Origin of the sequence: Silanimonas sp. (assembly GCF_027531545.1) — a bacterium.
Classification (GTDB): domain Bacteria; phylum Pseudomonadota; class Gammaproteobacteria; order Xanthomonadales; family Xanthomonadaceae; genus Silanimonas.
In genome coordinates, this window is record NZ_JAPZSC010000018.1 from 248,773 (window position 1) to 269,318 (window position 20,546).

General features: G+C 69.9%; 21 protein-coding genes and 1 pseudogene. All 22 read left to right on the forward strand.

Annotated features, from left to right (window positions below; genetic code table 11):
• Positions 1-217 precede the first annotated feature (217 nt).
• The 22 genes and pseudogenes from O9280_RS12375 to O9280_RS12480 all read left to right on the forward strand — a co-directional run bounded on the left by O9280_RS12375 (position 218) and on the right by O9280_RS12480 (position 20,524).
• Positions 218-757, forward strand: coding sequence for a flagellar basal body-associated FliL family protein (locus tag O9280_RS12375; RefSeq protein ID WP_298343112.1), 540 nt, complete (start codon positions 218-220; stop codon positions 755-757).
• 9 nt (positions 758-766) lie between these two features.
• Positions 767-1,753 (forward strand): flagellar motor switch protein FliM, encoded by a 987-nt coding sequence (gene fliM / locus O9280_RS12380; RefSeq protein WP_298343115.1) that lies wholly within the window; start codon positions 767-769, stop codon positions 1,751-1,753.
• Positions 1,754-1,859: 106 nt separating this feature from the next.
• Positions 1,860-2,114, forward strand: a pseudogene (gene fliN, locus O9280_RS12385) (flagellar motor switch protein FliN); the annotation flags it as partial.
• Positions 2,115-2,123: 9 nt separating this feature from the next.
• Positions 2,124-2,528 (forward strand): flagellar biosynthetic protein FliO, encoded by a 405-nt coding sequence (fliO, locus tag O9280_RS12390; RefSeq protein WP_297865619.1) that lies wholly within the window; start codon positions 2,124-2,126, stop codon positions 2,526-2,528.
• Positions 2,529-2,568: 40 nt separating this feature from the next.
• Positions 2,569-3,387: a flagellar type III secretion system pore protein FliP gene (fliP, locus tag O9280_RS12395; RefSeq protein WP_298343120.1), complete on the forward strand. Its 819-nt coding sequence runs from the start codon at positions 2,569-2,571 to the stop codon at positions 3,385-3,387.
• A gap of 1 nt (position 3,388) precedes the next feature.
• Complete coding sequence (locus O9280_RS12400) at positions 3,389-3,658, forward strand: flagellar biosynthetic protein FliQ (RefSeq protein ID WP_298343121.1); 270 nt, start codon at positions 3,389-3,391, stop codon at positions 3,656-3,658.
• Positions 3,658-4,458, forward strand: a complete 801-nt coding sequence (fliR, locus tag O9280_RS12405) for a flagellar biosynthetic protein FliR (RefSeq protein WP_298343123.1) — start codon at positions 3,658-3,660, stop codon at positions 4,456-4,458. Before O9280_RS12400 ends, fliR begins: the two co-directional genes overlap by 1 nt.
• Positions 4,459-4,462: 4 nt before the next feature.
• Positions 4,463-5,584, forward strand: a complete 1,122-nt coding sequence (gene flhB / locus O9280_RS12410) for a flagellar biosynthesis protein FlhB (protein ID WP_298343125.1) — start codon at positions 4,463-4,465, stop codon at positions 5,582-5,584.
• Positions 5,585-6,058: 474 nt separating this feature from the next.
• Positions 6,059-8,146, forward strand: coding sequence for a flagellar biosynthesis protein FlhA (gene flhA / locus O9280_RS12415; RefSeq protein ID WP_298343354.1), 2,088 nt, complete (start codon positions 6,059-6,061; stop codon positions 8,144-8,146).
• A 47-nt stretch (positions 8,147-8,193) separates the two neighbouring features.
• Positions 8,194-9,729 (forward strand): flagellar biosynthesis protein FlhF, encoded by a 1,536-nt coding sequence (flhF, locus tag O9280_RS12420; protein ID WP_298343126.1) that lies wholly within the window; start codon positions 8,194-8,196, stop codon positions 9,727-9,729.
• Positions 9,719-10,558 (forward strand): MinD/ParA family protein, encoded by an 840-nt coding sequence (locus O9280_RS12425; RefSeq protein ID WP_343228756.1) that lies wholly within the window; start codon positions 9,719-9,721, stop codon positions 10,556-10,558. Before flhF ends, O9280_RS12425 begins: the two co-directional genes overlap by 11 nt.
• Positions 10,555-11,307 carry an RNA polymerase sigma factor FliA gene (locus O9280_RS12430; RefSeq protein WP_298343128.1) on the forward strand — a complete coding sequence of 251 codons (753 nt, stop codon included), beginning with the start codon at positions 10,555-10,557 and terminating at the stop codon, positions 11,305-11,307. Before O9280_RS12425 ends, O9280_RS12430 begins: the two co-directional genes overlap by 4 nt.
• A 94-nt stretch (positions 11,308-11,401) precedes the next feature.
• Positions 11,402-11,794 carry a chemotaxis response regulator CheY gene (gene cheY / locus O9280_RS12435; RefSeq protein WP_297865631.1) on the forward strand — a complete coding sequence of 131 codons (393 nt, stop codon included), beginning with the start codon at positions 11,402-11,404 and terminating at the stop codon, positions 11,792-11,794.
• Positions 11,791-12,408: a protein phosphatase CheZ gene (locus O9280_RS12440; protein WP_298343131.1), complete on the forward strand. Its 618-nt coding sequence runs from the start codon at positions 11,791-11,793 to the stop codon at positions 12,406-12,408. The genes cheY and O9280_RS12440 overlap by 4 nt, the downstream gene beginning before the upstream one ends.
• Positions 12,409-12,420: 12 nt before the next feature.
• Positions 12,421-14,073, forward strand: coding sequence for a chemotaxis protein CheA (locus tag O9280_RS12445; RefSeq protein WP_298343133.1), 1,653 nt, complete (start codon positions 12,421-12,423; stop codon positions 14,071-14,073).
• A 3-nt stretch (positions 14,074-14,076) separates the two neighbouring features.
• Positions 14,077-14,817, forward strand: coding sequence for a flagellar motor protein (locus tag O9280_RS12450; protein ID WP_298343135.1), 741 nt, complete (start codon positions 14,077-14,079; stop codon positions 14,815-14,817).
• 10 nt (positions 14,818-14,827) lie between these two features.
• Positions 14,828-15,787 carry a flagellar motor protein MotD gene (gene motD, locus O9280_RS12455; protein WP_298343138.1) on the forward strand — a complete coding sequence of 320 codons (960 nt, stop codon included), beginning with the start codon at positions 14,828-14,830 and terminating at the stop codon, positions 15,785-15,787.
• Entirely contained in the window at positions 15,787-16,572 is a 786-nt protein-coding gene (locus O9280_RS12460) for a ParA family protein (RefSeq protein ID WP_298343141.1), read from the forward strand. Before motD ends, O9280_RS12460 begins: the two co-directional genes overlap by 1 nt.
• Complete coding sequence (locus tag O9280_RS12465; protein ID WP_298343144.1) at positions 16,569-17,684, forward strand: chemotaxis protein CheW; 1,116 nt, start codon at positions 16,569-16,571, stop codon at positions 17,682-17,684. The genes O9280_RS12460 and O9280_RS12465 overlap by 4 nt, the downstream gene beginning before the upstream one ends.
• A gap of 71 nt (positions 17,685-17,755) precedes the next feature.
• Positions 17,756-18,025, forward strand: a complete 270-nt coding sequence (locus O9280_RS12470; RefSeq protein WP_298343147.1) for an STAS domain-containing protein — start codon at positions 17,756-17,758, stop codon at positions 18,023-18,025.
• Positions 18,026-18,053: 28 nt separating this feature from the next.
• Entirely contained in the window at positions 18,054-18,419 is a 366-nt protein-coding gene (locus O9280_RS12475; protein WP_297865639.1) for a response regulator, read from the forward strand.
• 65 nt (positions 18,420-18,484) lie between these two features.
• On the forward strand, positions 18,485-20,524 hold the full coding sequence (locus O9280_RS12480; protein WP_298343151.1) for a chemotaxis protein CheA: 2,040 nt from the start codon (positions 18,485-18,487) through the stop codon (positions 20,522-20,524).
• Positions 20,525-20,546 lie beyond the last annotated feature (22 nt).

Below are 20,546 nucleotides of genomic sequence, written 5' to 3' on the forward strand. Positions count from 1 at the left end.
CTCCACCCCCCGGGGGTGAGGGGCGCGCGAAGCATGACCGAATCCCCGCGGCGAAGAGTCAGGAATACTCAAAACGCGCCGATTGAACGACGAACGGTTTCAGCGCCTACTAGCCGCGAACCGGCCCGGAGGCCGCCGGTGGCGGGTTTCCGGCAGGTCCGGGCCCCTGCCGCGGCACGGGTCTTGCACTCCCCACCACGACCGCAAGGACCCACCCATGGCCGACAAAAAGCCCGCACCCGCCGCCGCACCCGCCGACGCCGCCGCCAAACCCAACGTGCCGCTGGTGCCGATCATCGGCGCCGCGCTCGGTTCGGCCGTCCTGGTGGCCGGCATCATGTTCTTCATGATGCCCAAGCCGGCGCATGCTCCGGCCGAGGGCGACGAGGCGGCGGAAGGCGCCGAGGCGGAGGAGGGCGAGGAGGGCGCGCCGAAGGCCGAGACCCGCTACATCGAGGTCAAGGACCCGCTGGTGGTCAACCTCACCGGCGGCAGCGCCAAGTACCTGCAGGTGCAGATCCAGCTCGCCACCAAGAGCGAGGAGGGCCAGAAGGCCATCGAGACCCACCTGCCGGCGATCCGCAGTGGCTTGCTGGTGATGTTCCGCCAGCTCACCAACGAGGAGCTGTCCCAGCCCGACATCATGGTGACCCTGCAGGAGAAGGCCCTCGGGGAGACGAACAAGGTGCTGGAGGCTGAAACCGGCAAGAAGGACACCGTGACCGCCCTGCTGTTCACCAGCTTCGTCACCCAATAAGCGACGGCCATGAGCGACCTGCTTTCCCAGGATGAGATCGACGCCCTGCTCCACGGCGTCGACTCGGGCGCGGTCGAGACCGAGACCGACGTCGATCCCGGCGTGGCGCGGTCCTTCGACTTCGCCACCCAGGACCGCATCGTCCGCGGGCGCATGCCCACCCTGGAGATGGTCAACGAGCGCTTCGCGCGCATGTGGCGCGTTGGCCTGTTCAACCTGCTGCGCCGCTCCGCCGACCTCTCGGTACGCGGCGTCGAGCTGATGAAGTTCGCCGACTACCTGCACACGCTCTACGTGCCGACGAACCTCAACCTGATCAAGATGAAGCCGCTGCGCGGCACCGGCCTCATCGTCTTCGAGCCGACGCTGGTGTTCGCGGTGCTCGACAACTTCTTCGGTGGCGCCGGCCGCTTCCCCGCGAAGATCGAAGGCCGGGAGTTCACGCCGACCGAGATGCGCGTCATCCAGCTGATGCTGAAGCAGGCCTTCGCCGACCTGGCGGAAGCCTGGGCGCCGGTGATGAACTTCGAGTTCGAGTACACGAGCTCGGAAGTGAACCCGCATTTCGCCAGCATCGTCAGCCCGCGCGAGTACGTGGTGGTCAGCAAGTTCCACGTCGAGCTGGAGGGCGGCGGCGGCGAGATGCACGTGACGCTGCCCTACGGGATGCTCGAACCGATCCGCGAGCTGCTGGATGCCGGCATCGCCTCGGACCGCTCCGAGAAGGACGAGAATTTCCCGATCCAGCTCCGCGAGGGCGTGAACCTCGCCGAGCTCGACGTCGCCGGCGTGCTCGCCACCAAGCGCCTGAGCGTGCGCCAGCTCGTCGCGCTGAAGGTCGGCGACGTGCTGCCGATCGACGTGCCTTCGAAGACGCCGCTGCACGTCGAAGGCCTGCCGCTGTTCGAAGGCGAGTTCGGCCTGCACAAGGGCAAGAACGCCGTGAAGATCACCCGCATCACACCCATGGCCGGCAGCAAGCCGCGGGCGAACTGAGGACCACCCCATGAGCACCGAAAAAGACGCCGCCGACCTCGCCATGTGGGGCGACCTCGCACCCAGCCCGGCTCCGGCCGCCAGCAGCGGCGCCACCGGCGACGCCAACCTCGACCTCATCCTCGACGTGCAGGTCACCCTGTCGCTCGAAGTGGGCCGCGCGCGCATCCCGATCCGCAACCTGCTGCAGCTCAACCAGGGCTCGGTGGTGGAACTGGAACGCGTCGCCGGCGAGCCGCTCGACGTCTACGTTAACGGCACGCTGGTCGCCCAGGGCGAAGTGGTGGTGGTGAACGAGCGCTTCGGCGTGCGGCTGACGGAAGTCGTCAGCCCCAGCGAACGCATCAAGCGCCTGCGCTGAAGCCACGCCATGAGCGAGCCCACCTCACTGTTGCTGGCGGCCACGGCCGCCGCACCCGCCGCCGCCAAGACCGTGCAGGTCGGGCAGGCCGTGCCGCAGACCGCCGGCCTCGGCGGTGCGCTGATGGCGCTGGTCCTCGTGGTCGGCCTGATCCTCTTCCTCGCCTGGGTGCTGAAGAAGCTGCCGGGCGCCGGGCTCAAGTCGATGTCCGGGCTGCGGACCGTGGCCAGCCTCGCGGTGGGGCCGCGCGAGCGCGTCGTCATCGTCGACTGCGGCGGCCAGCAGCTGCTGCTGGGCGTCACCCAGCACAGCGTCAACCTGCTGCACACCCTGCCCGAGCCCCTGCTCGACGCGCCGACGCAGGCCGGCTTCGCCGAATTGCTGGCGCGGCTGAAGGCGCGCGACTCCGCGTAATCCGGCACGCGGCTTGCACGTCACCGGGCATCCCCGCCGGATGCCCGTCGTGCCCTCTCTCTCTTCTCTCCTCCGCTACTCGTTCTTCGCGCTGGCCCTGCTCCTGCCAGCGCTGAGCTTCGCCACGCCGGCCGGCCCGCAGCCGACGGGTCTGCCCGAGGTCACGGTCGCCAACGTCGGCGGCGAGAACGTCTCGGTCTCGCTCGCGGTGCTGCTGTCGATGACGGCCATCACCCTGCTGCCGAGCCTGCTGCTGGCCTGCACCGCGTTCACGCGGATCATCGTGGTGATGGCCCTGCTGCGCATGGCGCTCGGCACCGGGCAGACGCCCTCCAATCAGATCATGGTCGGGCTGGCCCTCTTCATCACGATGATGGTGATGATGCCGGTGGCCGACCAGGCCTGGACCGCGGGCTTGAAGCCCTACCTCGACGGCACCTTGCCCTTCGACGCCGCGTGGACCGCGACCTCCGAACCCTTCCGCGCCTTCATGCTGGCGCAGATCCGCGAGACCGACCTGCTCACCTTCGCCAATCTTTCCGGGCACACGCAGGGCTTCGCCTCGCCGGAAGAGATCCCGTTCGGCGTGCTGGTGGCCTCGTTCATCACCTCGGAGTTGAAGACGGCCTTCGAGATCGGCTTCCTGATCTTCATTCCCTTCGTCGTCATCGACCTCGTCGTCGCCAGCGTGCTGATGTCGATGGGCATGATGATGATGTCGCCGATGCTGGTCTCCGCACCGTTCAAGATCCTGCTCTTCGTGCTGGTCGACGGCTGGGTGCTGGTGGTCGGCACGCTGGCGGGCAGCTTCAACCCGGCAGTGGTGAGCACGGCAGCGACCGCGGTGGGAGCGGGCTGACATGACGCCGGAAACCGCCATCACCGAACTCCGCGCCGGCCTCGAGCTGGCCCTGCTGGTCGGCGGCCCGCTGCTGGTCGTCGTGCTCGGCGTCGGCGTCACCGTCGGCCTCGTGCAGGCGGCCACGCAGATCAACGAGCCGACCGTCGCCTTCATCGCCAAGGCGGTGGCGCTGGCCGTCGCGCTCGCCGCGATGGGCAGCTTCCTGCTCGGCAAGCTCGTCGACTACACGATCGCGCTGTTCCAGCGCATCCCCGCGCTGGTGGGCTGATGGCCGCCGCCGGCAGCATCCCCGGCATCGTGCTTGACGGCGGCGACATGTTCGCCGTCATCAACGCGACGTTGTGGACCAGCCTGCGCGTTGGTGGCCTGCTGATGGTGGCGCCGCTGTTCGGTACGCGCACGGTGCCGCGCCGGGTGAAGGCCATGCTGGCGATGGCGCTCGCCTTCGCGATGGCGCCGCTGGCCGGGCCGCCACCGCCGCTGCCCGGCGTCGACCCCCTCACCGTGCTTACCGCCGCCCGCGAAGTGCTGACCGGCGTGGGCATGGGCTTCGTCTTGCGTCTTGCCTTCGAGGCTGGCGCGCTGGCCGGCGAGTTCGTCGCGCAGGGCACCGGCTTGTCGTTCGCCGTGATGGCGGACCCGCTGCGCGGCACCAACGCGGGTGTGGTCGGGCAGTGGTTCTACCTGTGCTTCGCGCTGATTTTCCTCAGCATGAACGGGCACCTGATGATCGTGGAGCTGCTCGCCGACTCGTGGAGGGCGGTGCCGCTGCAGTCGAACTGGGCGCCTACGCCCGAAGCACTGCGCGCCATCGCCGATTTCGGCGGGCAGATGTTCCTCGTCGGCATCCAGATCGCGCTTCCGGTGGTGCTGGCGATGCTGGTGATCAACCTCGCCTTCGGCGTGATGAGCCGCGCCGCGCCCTCGCTCAACCCGATCCAGCTCGGCCTGCCGGCCTCGGTGCTGGTCGGCCTGCTGCTGATGGGCACGCTCACCGGCCAGCTCCTCGGACCGCTGCGCGCGAATCTCGAAGTGGCCTTCGAACTCTCCACCGGCTGGTTGGGCTAGGACCATGGCGGAAAACGAGAACGGCCAGGAGAAAACCGAAGAGCCGACCCCAAAACGGCTCCAGGACTCGCGCGAGAAAGGCGACAGCCCGCGATCACCGGAACTCGCCACCGCGGCGGTGTTCGTCGGCGCCCTGCTCGCCCTGTTGGCCTTCGGCGGCTGGATGGCCGGACATTCGATGGCGTGGATGAGCAACCAGCTCCGCCACGCCGGCGAGGGCCAGGGCTTGGGGGCGGACCTCGTCACTCGCGCCGGCCTGTCGATCGGCGAATTGATGCTGGCGGTCGGGCCGCTGATCGCCACCTGCCTGCTGTGCGCCTTCATCGCGCCGGCCGTGATGGGCTTCAACTTCAGCACCGAGGCGCTGACGCCGAACGCCGAGCGCCTGTCGCCAATCGCGGGCTTGAAGCGCATTTTCGGCACACAGGGTCTCGGCGAGCTGGTGAAGTCGCTGCTGCGCATCGCCATCCTCGGTGCCATCGGCACGGTCTACTACCTGTCCTACGAGGACCGCCTGCTGCAGCTTTCGCAATTGCCCGTGGCGACGGCCGCGGCCCAGGGCTTTGACCTGATCCTCGGCCTGCTGATCGCGATGGGCGTGGGCCTCGTCCTCCTCGCCGTCGCCGACGTGCCCTGGCAGCTGTGGAGCTGGAAGCGCCGGCTGAAGATGACGCGGCAGGAGCTGCTCGAGGAGATGAAGGAGATGGAGGGCCGCCCCGAGGTGAAGGGGCATATCCGCCGCATGCAGCAGCAGCTCGCCAGCGGCCGGATGATGGAGGCCGTGCCCACCGCCGACGTGGTGGTGGTGAACCCCACGCACTACGCCGTCGCGCTGAAGTACGACCCGAAGAAGGCGCAGGCGCCCATCGTCGTGGCCAAGGGCCTGGACGAAGTCGCGCTGAACATCCGCAAGGTCGCGAGCGCCCACAAGGTCGCCATCGTCGAGGCGCCGCCGCTGGCCCGCGTGCTGCACGCGCAGGCCGAGCTCGACCGCGAGATCCCGGTGAAGCTCTACCAGGCCGTCGCGCAGGTGCTGAGCTACGTCTACCAACTCAAGGTGTGGACGCCGAAGCGTGGCGCGTACCCGACGCTGCCGGATTTCGGGGCGCTCGAACGCGAGCCCTGATCGCAACGCGGCGGGCGCCGCTGGTGCGCCTGCCGCGCGTAGCGCTGGGCCGCTCTTCGCGGACTCGGGGCTGTCCTGCCCCGAGCCGCGCGCTCGCCATCCATGGCTCGCTTGTCGCTGGCCCAACGCCCCGCGGGCGCGGCGCACTGCCAGCGTCGTCGCTTCGACAGCACAAAAGGTGGCGAGCTGCGTCACGGCGTGAACGCCACGCGCGCCGTGCGATCCGTAGGCGCGGCCGGATGAGGCGAATCAGGAGCCCCGACGCGGAATCCAGGCGCCAGCCCCGAAGGGGTCGCGCAGGATGCGCGAACGGCCCAAGGGGCAGGACGCCCCCTTTGGGCCGACCGCCGGGCAGGTTGCGCCGAAGGTGACGGGGCGAGCCAGCCTCATCCGGCCGCGCCTGTGGAGCGCATGGCAGCGCCCCCGGCACACGTCTTGCACGTCTCGCCCGACCCCACGCCCACGCGAGACCCGATGGCCGCCGTGATGACTCCCTTCGACCGCACCCGCCAGCTGATCCAGCAGGGGGCGGTCGTGCCGCTGGTGCTGATCGGCGTGCTGGCGATGATCGTCGTGCCGCTGCCGCCGCTGGCGCTGGACGTGCTGTTCACGCTCAACATCGCCGCGTCGCTGGTGGTGCTGCTGGCGGTGATCTACGTGAAGCGGCCGCTGGAATTCTCGATCTTCCCGACCGTGCTGCTGCTGGTCACCCTGATGCGCTTGGCACTCAACGTGGCCTCCACCCGCGTGGTGCTGCTGCACGGCCACGAGGGCCACGACGCCGCCGGCCAGGTGATCGCCAGCTTCGGCCAGTTCGTGATCGGCGGCAGCTTCGCCGTCGGCATCATCGTCTTCAGCATCCTGACGATCATCAACTTCATCGTCATCACCAAGGGTTCGACGCGCGTTTCCGAAGTGGCGGCGCGCTTCACCTTGGACGCCTTGCCCGGCAAGCAGATGGCGATCGACGCCGACCTCAACGCCGGCATCCTCACCCGCGAAGAGGCCAAGCTTCGCCGCGAGGAAGTGCGCGAGGAAGCCGACTTCTACGGCTCGATGGACGGTGCCGGCAAGTTCATCCGCGGCGACGCCATCGCCGGCATCCTGATCCTCTTCATCAACATCCTCGGCGGCTTCGGCATCGGCGTGATGCAGCACGGCCTGTCGGCCGGTGATGCCGCCGAGATCTACATCCTGCTGGCGATCGGCGATGGCCTCGTGGCCCAGCTGCCGGCGCTGCTCGTCTCCACGGCGGTCGCGGTGATCGTGACGCGCGTGTCGCGCTCGCAGGACATGGGCAACGCGATGTTCGGCCAGGTGTTCGGCCAGTATCGTGCGCTGGCGGTCACTGCCGTGATCATCGGCTTGGTCGGCCTCGTGCCGGGCATGCCCAACGTCGCCTTCTTGACGTTCGCCGCGGGGCTCGGTTACCTCGCCTGGATGCTCTACCAGCGCGAGCAGGCCGAGCAGGCGCGGGTGGCTGATGTCGAAGCCCGCAAGCTCATGGCCACGCAGACGCCGGGCGGCGCGCCGGCCGAGCTCAGCTGGGATGAAGTGCGTCCGATCGATGCGCTCGGCTTGGAGGTCGGCTTCCGGCTGATCCCGCTGGTCGACAAGGCGCAGGGCGGCGACCTGATGGCGCGCATCAAGGCCATCCGCCGCAAGCAGACGCAGGACCTCGGCTTCCTCGTGCCTGCCGTGCACATTCGCGACAACCTCGACCTGCCGCCCAACCAGTACCGCGTGGTGATCCACGGCGTACCGGTGGCCAGCGGCGAGGTCTATCCCGACCGCGACATGGCCCTGAACCCCGGGCAGGTCTTCGGCGAGCTGCAGGGCATCGCCGGACGCGACCCGGCGTTCGGCTTGGAATCCGTGTGGATCCAGCCGGCGCAGCGCGCGCAGGCCGAGTCGCTCGGCTACACCGTGGTCGACCCGGCCACCGTCATCGCCACGCATCTGTCGCACCTCGTGCGCGAGCACGCCAGCGAGCTGCTCGGCCACGAGGAAGCCCAGGCGCTCCTCGATACCTTGAAGAAGGCCGCGCCCAAATTGGTCGAGGACCTCACGCCCAAGACCCTGCCGCTGGCGGTCGTCGTGCGCGTGCTGCAGAACCTGCTGGCCGAGAAGGTGCCGGTGCGGCAGATCCGGCAGATCGCCGAGGCCCTGATCGAGCATGGCGCCACCACGTCCGATCCCGCCGCGCTGACCGCCGCGGTGCGCAACGCGCTGGGCCGCTTCATCGTGCAGGAGATCAACGGCATGAACCCCGAGCTGCCGGTCTACACGCTGGCGCCCCCTCTGGAACGGATCTTGCAGGACTCGGTGAACGGGAACACCGCAGCGCTCGAACCGAACCTGGCCGAGCGCCTGCACCAGAGCCTCGCCGACTGCGTGCAGCGGCAGGAGGCCCGCGGCGAGCCGGCGGTGCTGCTGGTGCCGGGCGGGGTGCGCGGGGTGCTCTCGCGGATGTTCCGGCACGGGGTGCCGTCGCTGCAGGTGTTGGCCTACAGCGAGATCCCCGAAGACAAACGGCTGAAGCTGGTCGGTTCGATCGGTTGAGGCCTCGAGACAACGGTTGCGGGTAGCAGGATTCGGAGAGAGCCACCATGAAGATCAAGCGCTTCGTTGCCCCGGACATGAGGACGGTGCTGCGCATGGTCCGCGAAGAGCAGGGGGCCGACGCGGTCATCCTCTCGAACCGCCCGGTGCCGGGCGGGATCGAAGTGGTGGCGGCCACGGACTACGACGAGCAGTTGGCGCAGGATGCGTTGAAGTCCCTGCTGCCGCAGAAGCCCGCCACGGCGCTCGACCAGTCCCGCGAGGCCGACATCAGCCTGCCGGCGCAGCTCGCCGGTGCCCTCCGCGCCGCTGCGCCGCCGGTGGTGGACGAGCGCCCCGCCTTGATCCCTGAAGCGCTGGTCCGAGCCATCGCCGCCAAGTCGGCCGCATCCGCCGCCGCCCCAGCGCCGGTCGCTGGCAAGCGCGCCGATTTTTCCGCCTTCCTCGCCGAGGCCAAGGAGCGCATCGCCCGCTCGGCGTCGTCCGAGATGCCGTCTTCGGAGCCCGTCCGCCCCGCCCCGGCTCCGGCGCCGCGCGCGCCCGCCGCCGCGTTCATGGACCCCGAGCCCACCGTGGCCCCGACGGCGGCCTCGCTCGATGCCCAGGCCCGCGCCACCCACCGTGAAGCCGAAGCCGTGGCCCGTCGCTCGGCGCCGCGCGCCGTGCGCATCTCGCCCTGGGACGAGGACCCGAGCCTGCTGCAGGTCCGCGCCGAACTGGTGGAGATGCGCGAGATGATGGAGCGCGAGATGCAGCGCATGACCGGCGAGCGCCTGCGCGGCAGTCCGGCGCGCGCCCTCGCCCTCGATGCGCTGGCCAGCTACGGCTGCGAGGATGCGCTGGCCCGCGAGGTCGCCGCCAAGATTCCGGTCGAGGCCGACCCCGCCCGCGCCCGCGGCCTGATGCTGGGCCAGCTGGCCCACCTGCTGCCGGTCGCCAGCTTCGATCCGCTGCGCACGCCCGGCGTGGTGGCGCTGGTCGGCCCGACCGGCGCCGGCAAGACCACGACGCTGGCCAAGCTGGCCGCCCGCTATGCGGCCGAGCACGGCCCGCGCGACGTCGCCCTGATCACCACCGACACCCAGCGCCCCGGCGGCCGCGAGCAGCTGCACGCCTACGGCCGCCAGTTCGGCCTCACCGTGGTCGAAGCCGGCAGCGAGGAGGCCCTCCACGAGGCCCTGCACCGCCTGCGCGACTACCCGCTGGTGCTGGTCGACACCGCCGGCCACGGCCAGCGCGACCGCGCCATGGTCGGGCAGCTGAACTGGTTGCGTCACGCCGGCAAGGTGCGGACGATGCTGGTCATGCCCGCGAACGCCCATAGCGCCGATCTGGATGAAGTCATCCGTCGCTTCGGGTTCGTCGCGCCCGAGGCCGCCATCCTCACCAAGCTCGACGAGACCGGCCGCCTTGGCGCCGCGCTCTCGGTGCTGGTGCGCCACAAGCTGCCCCTGGCCTACACCACCGACGGGCAGAACGTGCCCGACGACCTCAGCATCGCCGAGGCCAGCCGCCTCGTGCTGAAGCTGGAGGAGCTGCGCCGCGCTGGCGACCGACCGGCGGAGGACGCCGATGCCGCCTGAGGCCGCGCCGGCTCCGGTCCGTGTCCTCACCGTCGCCTCGGGCAAGGGCGGCGTGGGCAAGACCAATGTCTCGGTGAACCTCGCCACGGCGCTGGCCGCGCTCGGCGAGCGGGTGATGCTGCTCGACGCCGATTTCGGCCTCGCCAATGTCGACGTGCTGCTCGGCCTCACACCGAAACAGACCCTCGCCGATGTCGTCGCCGGCCGCGCCACGCTGGCCGACGTGATCCTGCCGGGGCCGCGCGGGCTGCAGATCGTGCCGTCGTCCTCCGGCAAGCGGCACATGGCGGAAATGACGCCGCAGCAGCACGCCGGCATCGTGCAAGCGGTCTCCACCTTCGACGGCCCGCTCGACACCCTCATCGTCGACACCGCCGCCGGCATCAACGACGCCGTGCTGACTTTCTGCCAGGCCGCGCAGGAAGTGCTGGTGGTGGTCTGTGATGAACCCGCCTCGATCACCGACGCCTACGCGCTGGTGAAAGTGCTGTGCCGCGAGCGCGGCATCCAGCGCGTGCACGTGATCGCCAACATGGTGCGCAGCCCGGTCGAGGGCCGCGCCCTCTACGACAAGCTGGCCCGGGTGGTCGAGAAGTTCCTGCCCGAGGCTTCGCTGGCCTACCTCGGCGCCATCCCGCAGGACGACGCCCTGCGCCGCGCCGTCCAGAAGCAGAAGCCGGTCGTCGAGGCCTTCCCCTCGGCCCAGGCCTCGGCCGCTTTCCGCGAACTCGCCACCCGCATCCACCGCTGGTCCCGAGCCACCACGCCGCGAGGACATATCGAGTTCTTCGTCGAGCGTATGCTGGAGGCCGGAGGTGCCCGCGCATGATTGCTCCCGCCGCCCAGTACCGAGCCGTGCAGCGCAGCGCCTCCGTCGAGGTGGTCGAGCGGCATGCCGACCTCGTGCGGCGCATCGCCCACCATCTCGCCGCCCGCCTGCCCGCCAGCGTCGAGGTCGATGACCTCGTGCAGGCCGGGATGCTCGGCCTGATCGAGGCCGCCCGGAACTTCGACAGCGACCAGGGCGCCAGCTTCGAGACCTATGCCTCGATCCGCATCCGCGGCGCGATGATCGACGAAATCCGCAAGGGCGACTGGACCCCGCGCTCGGTGCACCGCCGCAGCCGCGAGGCTGCCGAGGCCACCCGCCAGATCGAACAGACCACCGGCCGCGCCGCCACCAGCGCCGAAATCGCCCAGGCCCTCGGCCTCGCCCCGGAGGAGTACGCCCGCCTGCTCGAGGACGCCGTGTCCGGCCAGGTGCTCAGCCTCGATTCCCACATCGACGACCACGGCGAGCCGAACGTCGCCGCCGGGGCGGCCTATTCCCCGGAGCGTCGCCTGCAGGCCACCGAGTTCCGCCATGCCCTGGCCGCGGCCATCGGCCAGCTGCCCGAACGCGAACAGCTCGTGCTTTCCCTCTATTACGAGCAGGAAATGAACCTCCGCGAGGTCGGCGCCGTGCTCGGCGTCTCGGAATCGCGGGTCTGCCAGATCCACGGCCAGGCCATGCTGCGCCTGCGCAGCCGTTTAGGAGAGTTCGGTTCTGCCGATAACGACACGGAGGACGTCGGCTAGCCCGGACTACACTCGCCCGGCCGACGGCTGGGCGACCCCTGCGAAGGGGCGCACCACCGCACCGATTCCGCATCCTTCCATCCGAGGCACTGCTGTGAACAAGAACATGCGCATCCTGGTCGTGGACGACTTCTCGACGATGCGACGCATCGTCAAGAACCTGCTCGCCGACCTGGGCTTCACCAACACCGCCGAAGCCGAAGACGGCGGCGCGGCCTACACCATCCTCAAGCAGGGCGGTTTCGACTTCGTCGTGACCGACTGGAACATGCCCGGCACCACCGGCATCGAGCTGCTGAAGCTGATCCGCGCCGACGAGAAGCTGAAGACCCTGCCGGTGTTGATGGTCACGGCCGAATCGAAGCGCGAGCAGATCATCGAGGCCGCGCAGGCCGGGGTGAACGGCTACATCATCAAGCCCTTCACCGCCGCCACGCTGAAGGAGAAGCTCGACAAGATCTTCGAACGCCTGGGCAGCGCCGCATGACCGACCCGGCGCGCAACGCGGAAATCACCGCCCACCTGCGCGCCGCGCTGGCCGCGATCAGCGACGCCGACGACGCCAGCCTGAAGGCCGAACTGGGCGCCATCGTCCAGTGGCAGGAGCAGCCCCTGATGCAGGGGCTCGCCAAGCTGAGCCAGAGCCTCGGCGAAGCGCTCGGCGAGATCCCCGCCATCGACGCCGCGGTGGGCGAGCTGCCCGATGCCTGCGCCCGCCTCGACCACGTCGTGGCGATGACCGAGCAGGCCACCAACCGCACCCTCGACCTCGTCGAGGACTCGCAGAAGCTGATGGAGAAGCTGCTGGTCCCGAGCGCCGACCACGAGGCCCTGCTGCGCGAACTGCGCAGCAACCTCTCGGAGATGGCGCTGGCCCAGAGCTACCAGGACCTCACCGGCCAGATCATCAAGAAGGTCGCCGGCATCGTCCGTGGCGTGCACGACCAGCTCACCGCGATGGGCCTGCCGCCCACCGGCCCCGGCGCGCGCCGCAAGGACGACGACCCGCTGGCCGGTTCTGGCCCGGCGATTGCAGGGGTGGACAAGCCGCCGACCTCGCAGAGCGATGCCGACGACCTGTTGTCCGACCTCGGCCTCTAAGGGAGTGCTTCCATGTCCGCCGTTTCGCCCGACATTGCCGCCGATTTCCTCGTCGAAGCCGGCGAGATCCTCGAGCGCCTCGGCGAACAGCTCGTGCAGCTCGAGCAGGCCGCCGACGACAAAGGCCTGCTGAACGCGGTCTTCCGCGGTTTCCACACCATCAAGGGCGGTGCCGGCTTCCTCGGCCTGGTGCCGATGGTCGAGCTCTGCCACGCGCTGGAAGACGCCTTCGACAAGGCCCGCGAGGGCAAGATCCTGCTCGACGACGACGCCTTCGACTACGCCCAGCGTTGCCACGACACCCTGTCCGCGCAGATGGCGGCCCTCGGTGCCGGCCAGCCGCTCGAGCCCGCCGACCCCGAGCTGATCGCCGCGATCAAGGCCTGGGCCTCCGGCCAGACCACCACCAAGCCGGCCAAGACCGAGGCAGCCAAGGCCGCGCCCAAGCCCAGCGCCAAGGCGGCCGGCCCGGCCAAGACCGGCGGCGACACCGAACAGACCGTCCGCGTCGACACCAAGCGGCTCGACGCCATCGTCAACCTCACCGGCGAACTCGTTCTCGCGCGAAACCGCCTCAAGGTGCTGCGCGACAAGCTCAAGGACGAGGACCTGCACCGCGCGGTCACCGCCCTCGACCACGCCACCGCGCGCCTGCAGGGCTCGGTGATGCGTACCCGCATGCAGCCGGTCAGCCGCGTGTTCCAGCGCTTCCCGAAGATGGCCCGCGACGTCGCCCGCCAGCTCGACAAGCAGGTGGAGCTGACGCTCGAAGGCGCCGAGACCGAACTCGACCGCAACCTCGTCGAAGCGCTGGCCGATCCGCTGGTGCACCTCGTCCGCAACGCCATCGACCACGGCGTCGAGCGGCCGGCCGTCCGCGAAGCCGCGGGCAAGAACCCGATGGGCCAGGTGTTCCTCTCCGCGCGCCAGGAAGGTGACGCCGTCGCCATCGAGATCCGCGACGACGGCGGCGGCATGGACCCGGAGAAACTCCGTGCCAAGGCCGTCGAGAAGGGCCTGCTGGCGCCGGAGGCCGCGGCCCGCCTCGGCGCCGAGGAGTGCTTCCAGCTCATCTTCATGCCGGGCTTCTCCACCAAGGTGGAAGTCACCGACATCTCCGGCCGTGGCGTCGGCATGGACGTGGTGCAGAGCAAGATCCGCGAGCTCTCCGGCCAGATCCAGATCCAGTCGGAGCTGGGCCAAGGCTCGCGCTTCACCATCAAGGTGCCGCTGACGCTGGCCATCCTGCCGACCCTCCTGGTGCGCGTGGCCGACACCTCCTACGCGCTGCCGCTGGGCCGCGTGGTGGAGGTGCTGCCGATGCCGAAGCGCAAGCCCGACTACGTCGACGGCCAGCCGGTGCTCGACCTGCGTTCCACCACCCTGCCGCTGGTGTGGCTGCGGGCTTGGCTGCGCGTGCCTCCCTGCGAGAACGGCGAGGTGATCGTCGTGCTGCAGACCGGCGATTTCCGCTATGGCCTCGTCGTCGACCAGGTGCGCGGCCGCGAGGAGGTCGTCATCAAGGCCCTGCCGAAGCGCGTGCGCGGCCTGCCGGGCTATGCCGGCGCCACCCTGATCGGCGACGGCTCGCTGGCGCTGATCCTCGACGTCGACGGTATCCAGCGCAGCGTCAGCAGCGGCAACAGCCGGCTCAAGCGGGCCTGATCGATGGACATCCTGAGCATCGCCGGCCTCGTCCTGGCGCTCATCGCCATCGTCGGCGGGAGCATCGCCAAGGGCGCGGGGCTGTCGGCGCTGTGGAACCTCGCCGCCTTCCTCATCGTCATCGTCGGCACGCTCGGCGCGGTGCTGCTGCAGAGCGGCCTGCCCACGGTCAAGCGCGCCATGAAGATCGCGCGCTGGATCGTCCAGCCGCCGCCGGACAACCGCAGGAAGCTGATCGCTCAGGTCGTCGCCTGGGCCGGCATCGCCCGCAAGCAGGGCCTGCTGGGCCTCGAGTCGCAGGTCGCGCTCCAGCCCGACAAGTACGTCGCCAAGGGCTTGCAGATGCTCGTTGACGGCGTCGAGCCCGAGGGCATCCGCCACATGCTCGAGATCGAGATCGCCGCCGAGGAGCATGCCGATATGCAGGCCGCGAAGGTGTTCGAGGCCGCCGGCGTCTACGCGCCGACGCTGGGCATCGTCGGCGCCGTGCTCGGCCTGATGGCGGTGATGAAGAACCTCACCGACCCCTCCAAGCTCGGCGGCGGCATCGCCGCGGCGTTCACCGCCACCATCTACGGCATCGCCTCGGCGAACTGCCTGTTCCTGCCTGCGGCGAACAAGCTGAAGGCGATCATCCGCCACCGCGCCGGCGACCGCGAACTCGTGCTGGAAGGCCTCGTCTCGATCGCCCACGGCGAGAACCCGCGCAACATCGAGGCCCGTCTCGGCGGATTCCTGCACTGACCCCCGTGCCATGGCCCGCCACGCCCGCCACGAGGAGCACGTCAACCACGAAGCCTGGGCCATCCCCTACGGCGACCTGGTCACCCTGCTGCTCGCCTTCTTCGTCGTGATGTACGCCATCTCGACCCTCAACGAAGGCAAGTACCGGGTGATGTCCGATTCGCTCAACGCCGCCTTCGACGGCGTGCCGCGCAGCATCGCGCCGATCCAGATCGGCCAGCCCACCGAGGCCTCCAGCATCGCGCCGCCGCAGCCCTTCGAGAACGACCCCGGCTCGCCCAGCGTCGTAAACCTCAGCGAGCGCGTGCGCGCGGACGCCGCGATCACCCCGAACGAATTGATGCAGCTGGAGCAGCAGCAGGCGCAGGCCGACGTGCAGCTCGATGCCATCCAGCGGCAGGTCGAGCGCGCGCTCGGGCCGATGATCATGTCCGACCAGGTCACCGTCACCCGCGAGGGCCTGTGGTTGGAGGTGAACATCCGCAGCGACGTCCTGTTCGCCAGCGGCTCGGCGGCGCTCTCCACGCCGGCCCGCGAGGCCATCGACCAGCTCGCCACCGTGCTGCGCGAGTTGCCGAACGAGCTCCGCGTCGAAGGCCACACCGACAACCAGCCCATCGCCAGCGCCCTGTTCCCCTCCAACTGGGAGCTGTCGGGCGCCCGCGCGGCCAGCGTGATCCGCCTGCTCGAGGGCCGCGGCGTCGATCCGCGGCGGATGGCGGCAATCGGCTTCGGCGACAAGCGGCCGGTCGCCGACAACGCCACGCCGGCCGGACGCTCGACCAACCGCCGGGTGATGCTGGTGATCCTGGCCACCTCGCCAGGCACGCCGCGCGCCGCCGCCGCGAGGCCGTCGAATCAAGTTTCGCCGCCGCCGGCCGTTGAAACCGGTGCGGCGACGCCGACCGAAGCCGCGCGTCCGCCGGCCCCGGTGTCGGTGCCGCAGTCGCTTTCCGAGGATGTTCCCTGATGCAGGTGTGGGCGATCGCCAACCAGAAAGGCGGCGTGGGCAAGACCACGACGACGTTGCTGCTCGGACGGCTGCTGGCCGCCCGCGGGCAGCGCGTGCTGCTGGCCGACCTCGACCCGCACGCCTCGCTGACGCGGGCCTTCGGTGTTCCTTCCGAACCGCCGCCGCCCGGCACGCTCGACCTGTTCGAATCGCCGCCGAAGGCCGTCGCCGAGGTGTCGCGCGCCACGCCCATCGCCAACCTGCGCCTGCTCCCCGCCCAAGCCGGCATGGCCACGCTGGAGCGTCGCTCGGCCACCGCGCCGGGCCTCGGCCTTGCCCTCGGCCAGGGCCTCGCCGCCGCGGCCGCCGACTACGACTACGCGTTGCTGGATTGCCCGCCGACCCTCGGCCTGCTGATGGTCAACGCGCTGGCCGCGGCCGACCAGCTGGTCGTGCCCACCCAGACCGAGCCGCTCGGCGTGCATGGCATGGAGGGCATGTTGAAGACGGCCACCATGATCGAACGCTCGCGCAAGCGCCCCTTGCCGGCGCGCATCCTGCCCACGCTGTTCGACCGCCGCACCCGCGCCTGCACCGAAACCCTCGACCTCCTGCGCGAGCAGCACCCCGACCGCACCTGGGTGCAGGCCGTGCCGCTCGACACCCGCCTTCGCGACGCCGCCGAGCTCACCCACGCCGAGCTGTCGCACGAGGTCACGCAGAGCCGTGGCTTCGATGCCTACCAGCGCGCGCTGGCCTGGCTGCTGCGCGAGGCGCCCCAGCCGCTGGAGCAGCCGGCATGAGCGGTGGCCTCGTCGATGACTACCTCTCCCAGCTTCTGGGTGCCGCCGCCGCCGGGACCATGGCCGGTGAGCCCGCGCCCGCCGCACCCGCGCCTGCCGCGGCACCGGTGCCTGCGCCGCCCGAGCCCGTTGCAGCACCGCCGCCTGTTGCCGAAGTCCCCGCCTCCACGCCTGCCGTCGCCCCGGAGCCCGTCGTGACCGTGTCTACCCCGCCGCCGGCCAATCCCGACGAAATCAGCGAAGACGAGTTCGAAGCGCTGCTCGACGCGCTGCACGGCGATGCACCGCCCGGCGCGGTGACGCCGGCTCCCCTCGCGCCGGCGCCCGCGCCCAAGGCCCCGGCCAACCCCGACGAGATCAGCGAAGACGAGTTCGAAGCCCTGCTCGACGCGCTGCACGGGGGTGCCCCGCCCGGTGCGGTGACGCCAGCCCCGGTGCCGGCCGCGGCGACGCCCGCCAAGCCCGCCGCCGGCGGCGACGAGATCACCGAGGATGAATTCGAAGCCCTGCTCGACACCCTGCATGGCGGCAAGCCGCCCGGGGCCGTCGCTTCGGCCGCCAGCGTCGCCGTGGCGGCGGCCCGCGCCAGCGCGGCGCCTGCACAACGCCCCGAGGCCGAGGAGCCCGCCGAGGCCCGACCCGGCGCCGCCGACGAGGGCGACGACTGGCGGGGCCAGGAGCGTCGCGCCAGCCGGCGCAGCTCGCGCTGGCTGCGCATGCGCGTGCACGGCCAGGACTACGGCGTCGAGCTGCTGAAGGTGCAGGAGGTGCTGCTACCCGTCGGCGTCCTGCCGATGCGCGACACCGATGCCGCCATCCTCGGGGTCATGAACCTCCGGGGCGTCGTCGTCCCGGTCCTCGACCTCGGGGTCTGGCTCGGGCTTGAAGAAGTGGAGGAATCCGCACAGACCCGCTATGTCGTGCTGGAGCAGAATGGCGACTGCCTCGCGCTCAAGGTCAGCGCTGTCCTAGACGTCCACGCCATCGCGGACGGCCAGGTCGAGCCGGCCGAGAACACCTTGGCCGCCCCGGGCAGCGCGATGCTGCGCGGTGTGACACGATTGAATTCACAACCTGTGATACTCCTCGACGCGGTGGGGCTGCTAGGCTGAACGCAACCTCGTCGCCCACTGCAACGAGGCGGGGGGTGTTCCATGGATCGTCCTGGACGTCGAGGGGAAGCATGCCGACCGTAGCGTTGAGTCCCGAATGGGGTATCGAAGCCAGCGAAGGCCTCAAGGCTGCGCTGGCCGCGCATCTCGACACCGCCGATGAGGTGGTGCTCGCCGCGGGCGAAGCCGGACGCGTCCACAGCGCCTCCATCCAGGTCCTCGCCGCTTTCGTCCGAACCCGTCGCCAATCCGGCCGCACGACGCGCATCGCGCCGTGCGCCGCCGCCGTGCGCGACGCCGCGGTTTCCCTCGGTCTGGCCTCCGAACTCGGCCTCGCCTGAACTCCATTGAATCAATGAGGACTGCCCCATGACTGCGCACATCCTGGTCGTCGACGACTCGGCTTCGATGCGACAAATGGTCGCCTTCACCCTGACGGGTGCCGGGTTCACCGTGACCGAGGCGGAGGACGGCGTCGTCGCGCTGGGCAAGGCCAAGGGGGCGAAGTTCAACGCGGTCGTGACCGACGTGAACATGCCGAACATGGACGGCATCACGCTCATCAAGCACCTGCGCGAACTGCCGGACTACAAGTTCACCCCGATGCTGATGCTCACGACCGAAGCCGGCGCCGACAAGAAGGCGGAAGGCAAGGCTGCCGGCGCCACGGGCTGGCTGGTGAAGCCGTTCAACCCCGACCAGCTGGTCGCGACGGTCAAGAAAGTGCTCGGCTGACAGCGCCGCCGGCGACCCGTCGGCGCGCTCCCCATGTTTCGCGGTTGGCACTCCGGGATTCTTCGATGAGCAACGATCTCAAGCGATTCCACGCCACCTTCTTCGAGGAGAGCCGCGAAGGCCTCGAAGTCATGGAGGCCGGCCTGCTCGACCTCGAAGGCGGCCGCGGCAGTGCGGACACCATCAACGCCGTGTTCCGCGCAGCGCATTCGATCAAGGGCGGTTCCGCCACCTTCGGCTTCACCAAGGTCGCCGAACTCACCCACGTGCTGGAAACGCTGCTCGACGAGCTGCGTGCTGGAAAGCGCCCGCTGACCACCGATGCGATGGACGCGCTGCTGGCTTCCGTCGACGTGCTGCGTGGCCTGCTCAAGGCCGCCGAGCAGGGCGTGCCGCCGGCCGACGACGGCGCCGGCATCGTCGCCCAGCTCAATGGCGTGCTCACCGGCAAGGCGACGATCGCCGTCGGTGGCGGTGCCAAGCCCGCCGCTGCGGCGCCAAAGCCCAAGGCGCCCGACCAGTTCGTCATCGCCTTCGCGCCGAAGCCCTCGATGTTCATGAGCGGCAACGACCCGCTGCGGATCATCCGCGAGCTGGCCGAACTCGGCGAGATGAAGGTCGACTGTGATCTCTCCGGGCTGCCGGCCTTCGGCGATCTCGATCCGACCCAGAGCTACCTCAAGTGGACGCTGACCCTCCCGGGCTCGGCGTCGGAAGCGGTCATCCGCGACGCGTTCTCCTGGGTGGAGGACGAGTGCGACCTCTCCATCAATGGCGACGGTGGTGCCGCGCCCGCGGCGCCCGCCGCGGCGGAGCCTGCTCCCGCACCGGCGCCTGCGCCCGTGGCTGCCGAGGCCCCGGCCGCTCCCGCTGCGGGCGCGATCCCCATGGCCGCGGCCGGTGGCGGCGCGCCGGCCGGCGGTGGCGCGAACGAGGACGCTTCGATCCGCGTGCAGGCCAGCAAGGTCGACATGCTGATCAACCTCGTCGGCGAACTGGTGATCACGCAGGCCATGCTGAAGCAGGTGGGCACCGGCGTCGAAGGCCCGCTGGCCGAGCGCCTGCTCGCCGGGCTGGAGACGCTGGAGCGCAACACGCGCGACCTGCAGGAAGCCGTCATCAGCGTGCGCATGCTGCCGGTCGATGCCGTGTTCAAGCGCTTCCCGCGCCTCGTCCGCGACCTCGCCGGTCGCCTTGGCAAGCAGGTGAACCTCAAGACCTTCGGCGAGAGCACCGAGCTCGACAAGGGCCTGATCGAGAAGATCAGCGACCCGATGGTGCACCTCGTGCGCAACGCCATCGACCATGGCCTCGAGACCACCGAGGACCGCATCAAGGCGGGCAAGGACCCGGTGGGCACCATCACGCTGGCGGCCTCCCACCAGGGCGGCAACATCATCATCGAGGTCAGCGACGACGGTAAGGGCCTCAACCGCGATCGCATCCTGGCGAAGGCTCGCGAGAAGGGCATCCCGATCGCGGACAATCCCACCGATGCCGATGTCTGGAACCTGATCTTCGCGCCGGGCTTCTCCACCGCCGATGCCGTCACCGACCTCTCGGGTCGCGGCGTCGGCATGGACGTGGTGCGCCGGAACATCCAGAGCCTCGGCGGCGAGACCGTGCTTGAGAGCTTCACCGGCAAGGGCACCAAGGTCACGATCAAGCTGCCGCTGACCCTCGCGATCCTCGACGGCATGACCGTGGGCGTCGGCAACGAGGTGTTCGTGCTGCCGCTGGGCTATGTCATCGAGTCGATGAAGCCGGCCGGCGAGAACGTCCGCACCGTCAACGCCGAAGGGCGCGTGCTCAAGGTGCGCGGCGAATACCTGCCGATGGTCCACCTCGGCAACCACTTCGGCATGGGTGGCGCCGACAAGCCCGAGATCACCGTCATCGTCGAGGGCGACGGCCAGAAGCTCGCGATCGAAGTCGATGCCTTGATCGGCCAGCAGCAGGTCGTGGTGAAGAGCCTCGAGACCAACTACCGCCGCATCGACGGCATTTCCGGCGCGACGATCCTCGGCGACGGTCGCGTCGCCCTGATCCTCGACGTCCCCGGCCTCGTGCGCGGCCGTGTGAATACCAGCAGCAAGGCGGCCTGATCCTCGTCCGTCAACGTCCAAT

What these genes read in the sequence shown, in the direction of transcription:
- O9280_RS12375 (WP_298343112.1), top strand. Translation starts at nt 218, where the DNA reads ATGGCCGACAAAAAGCCCGCACCCGCCGCCGCACCCGCCGACGCCGCC.
- fliM (WP_298343115.1), top strand. Translation starts at nt 767, where the DNA reads ATGAGCGACCTGCTTTCCCAGGATGAGATCGACGCCCTGCTCCACGGC.
- fliO (WP_297865619.1), top strand. Translation starts at nt 2,124, where the DNA reads ATGAGCGAGCCCACCTCACTGTTGCTGGCGGCCACGGCCGCCGCACCC.
- fliP (WP_298343120.1), top strand. Translation starts at nt 2,569, where the DNA reads ATGCCCGTCGTGCCCTCTCTCTCTTCTCTCCTCCGCTACTCGTTCTTC.
- O9280_RS12400 (WP_298343121.1), top strand. Translation starts at nt 3,389, where the DNA reads ATGACGCCGGAAACCGCCATCACCGAACTCCGCGCCGGCCTCGAGCTG.
- fliR (WP_298343123.1), top strand. Translation starts at nt 3,658, where the DNA reads ATGGCCGCCGCCGGCAGCATCCCCGGCATCGTGCTTGACGGCGGCGAC.
- flhB (WP_298343125.1), top strand. Translation starts at nt 4,463, where the DNA reads ATGGCGGAAAACGAGAACGGCCAGGAGAAAACCGAAGAGCCGACCCCA.
- flhA (WP_298343354.1), top strand. Translation starts at nt 6,059, where the DNA reads ATGGCCGCCGTGATGACTCCCTTCGACCGCACCCGCCAGCTGATCCAG.
- flhF (WP_298343126.1), top strand. Translation starts at nt 8,194, where the DNA reads ATGAAGATCAAGCGCTTCGTTGCCCCGGACATGAGGACGGTGCTGCGC.
- O9280_RS12425 (WP_343228756.1), top strand. Translation starts at nt 9,719, where the DNA reads ATGCCGCCTGAGGCCGCGCCGGCTCCGGTCCGTGTCCTCACCGTCGCC.
- O9280_RS12430 (WP_298343128.1), top strand. Translation starts at nt 10,555, where the DNA reads ATGATTGCTCCCGCCGCCCAGTACCGAGCCGTGCAGCGCAGCGCCTCC.
- O9280_RS12440 (WP_298343131.1), top strand. Translation starts at nt 11,791, where the DNA reads ATGACCGACCCGGCGCGCAACGCGGAAATCACCGCCCACCTGCGCGCC.
- O9280_RS12445 (WP_298343133.1), top strand. Translation starts at nt 12,421, where the DNA reads ATGTCCGCCGTTTCGCCCGACATTGCCGCCGATTTCCTCGTCGAAGCC.
- O9280_RS12450 (WP_298343135.1), top strand. Translation starts at nt 14,077, where the DNA reads ATGGACATCCTGAGCATCGCCGGCCTCGTCCTGGCGCTCATCGCCATC.
- motD (WP_298343138.1), top strand. Translation starts at nt 14,828, where the DNA reads ATGGCCCGCCACGCCCGCCACGAGGAGCACGTCAACCACGAAGCCTGG.
- O9280_RS12460 (WP_298343141.1), top strand. Translation starts at nt 15,787, where the DNA reads ATGCAGGTGTGGGCGATCGCCAACCAGAAAGGCGGCGTGGGCAAGACC.
- O9280_RS12465 (WP_298343144.1), top strand. Translation starts at nt 16,569, where the DNA reads ATGAGCGGTGGCCTCGTCGATGACTACCTCTCCCAGCTTCTGGGTGCC.
- O9280_RS12470 (WP_298343147.1), top strand. Translation starts at nt 17,756, where the DNA reads ATGCCGACCGTAGCGTTGAGTCCCGAATGGGGTATCGAAGCCAGCGAA.
- O9280_RS12475 (WP_297865639.1), top strand. Translation starts at nt 18,054, where the DNA reads ATGACTGCGCACATCCTGGTCGTCGACGACTCGGCTTCGATGCGACAA.
- O9280_RS12480 (WP_298343151.1), top strand. Translation starts at nt 18,485, where the DNA reads ATGAGCAACGATCTCAAGCGATTCCACGCCACCTTCTTCGAGGAGAGC.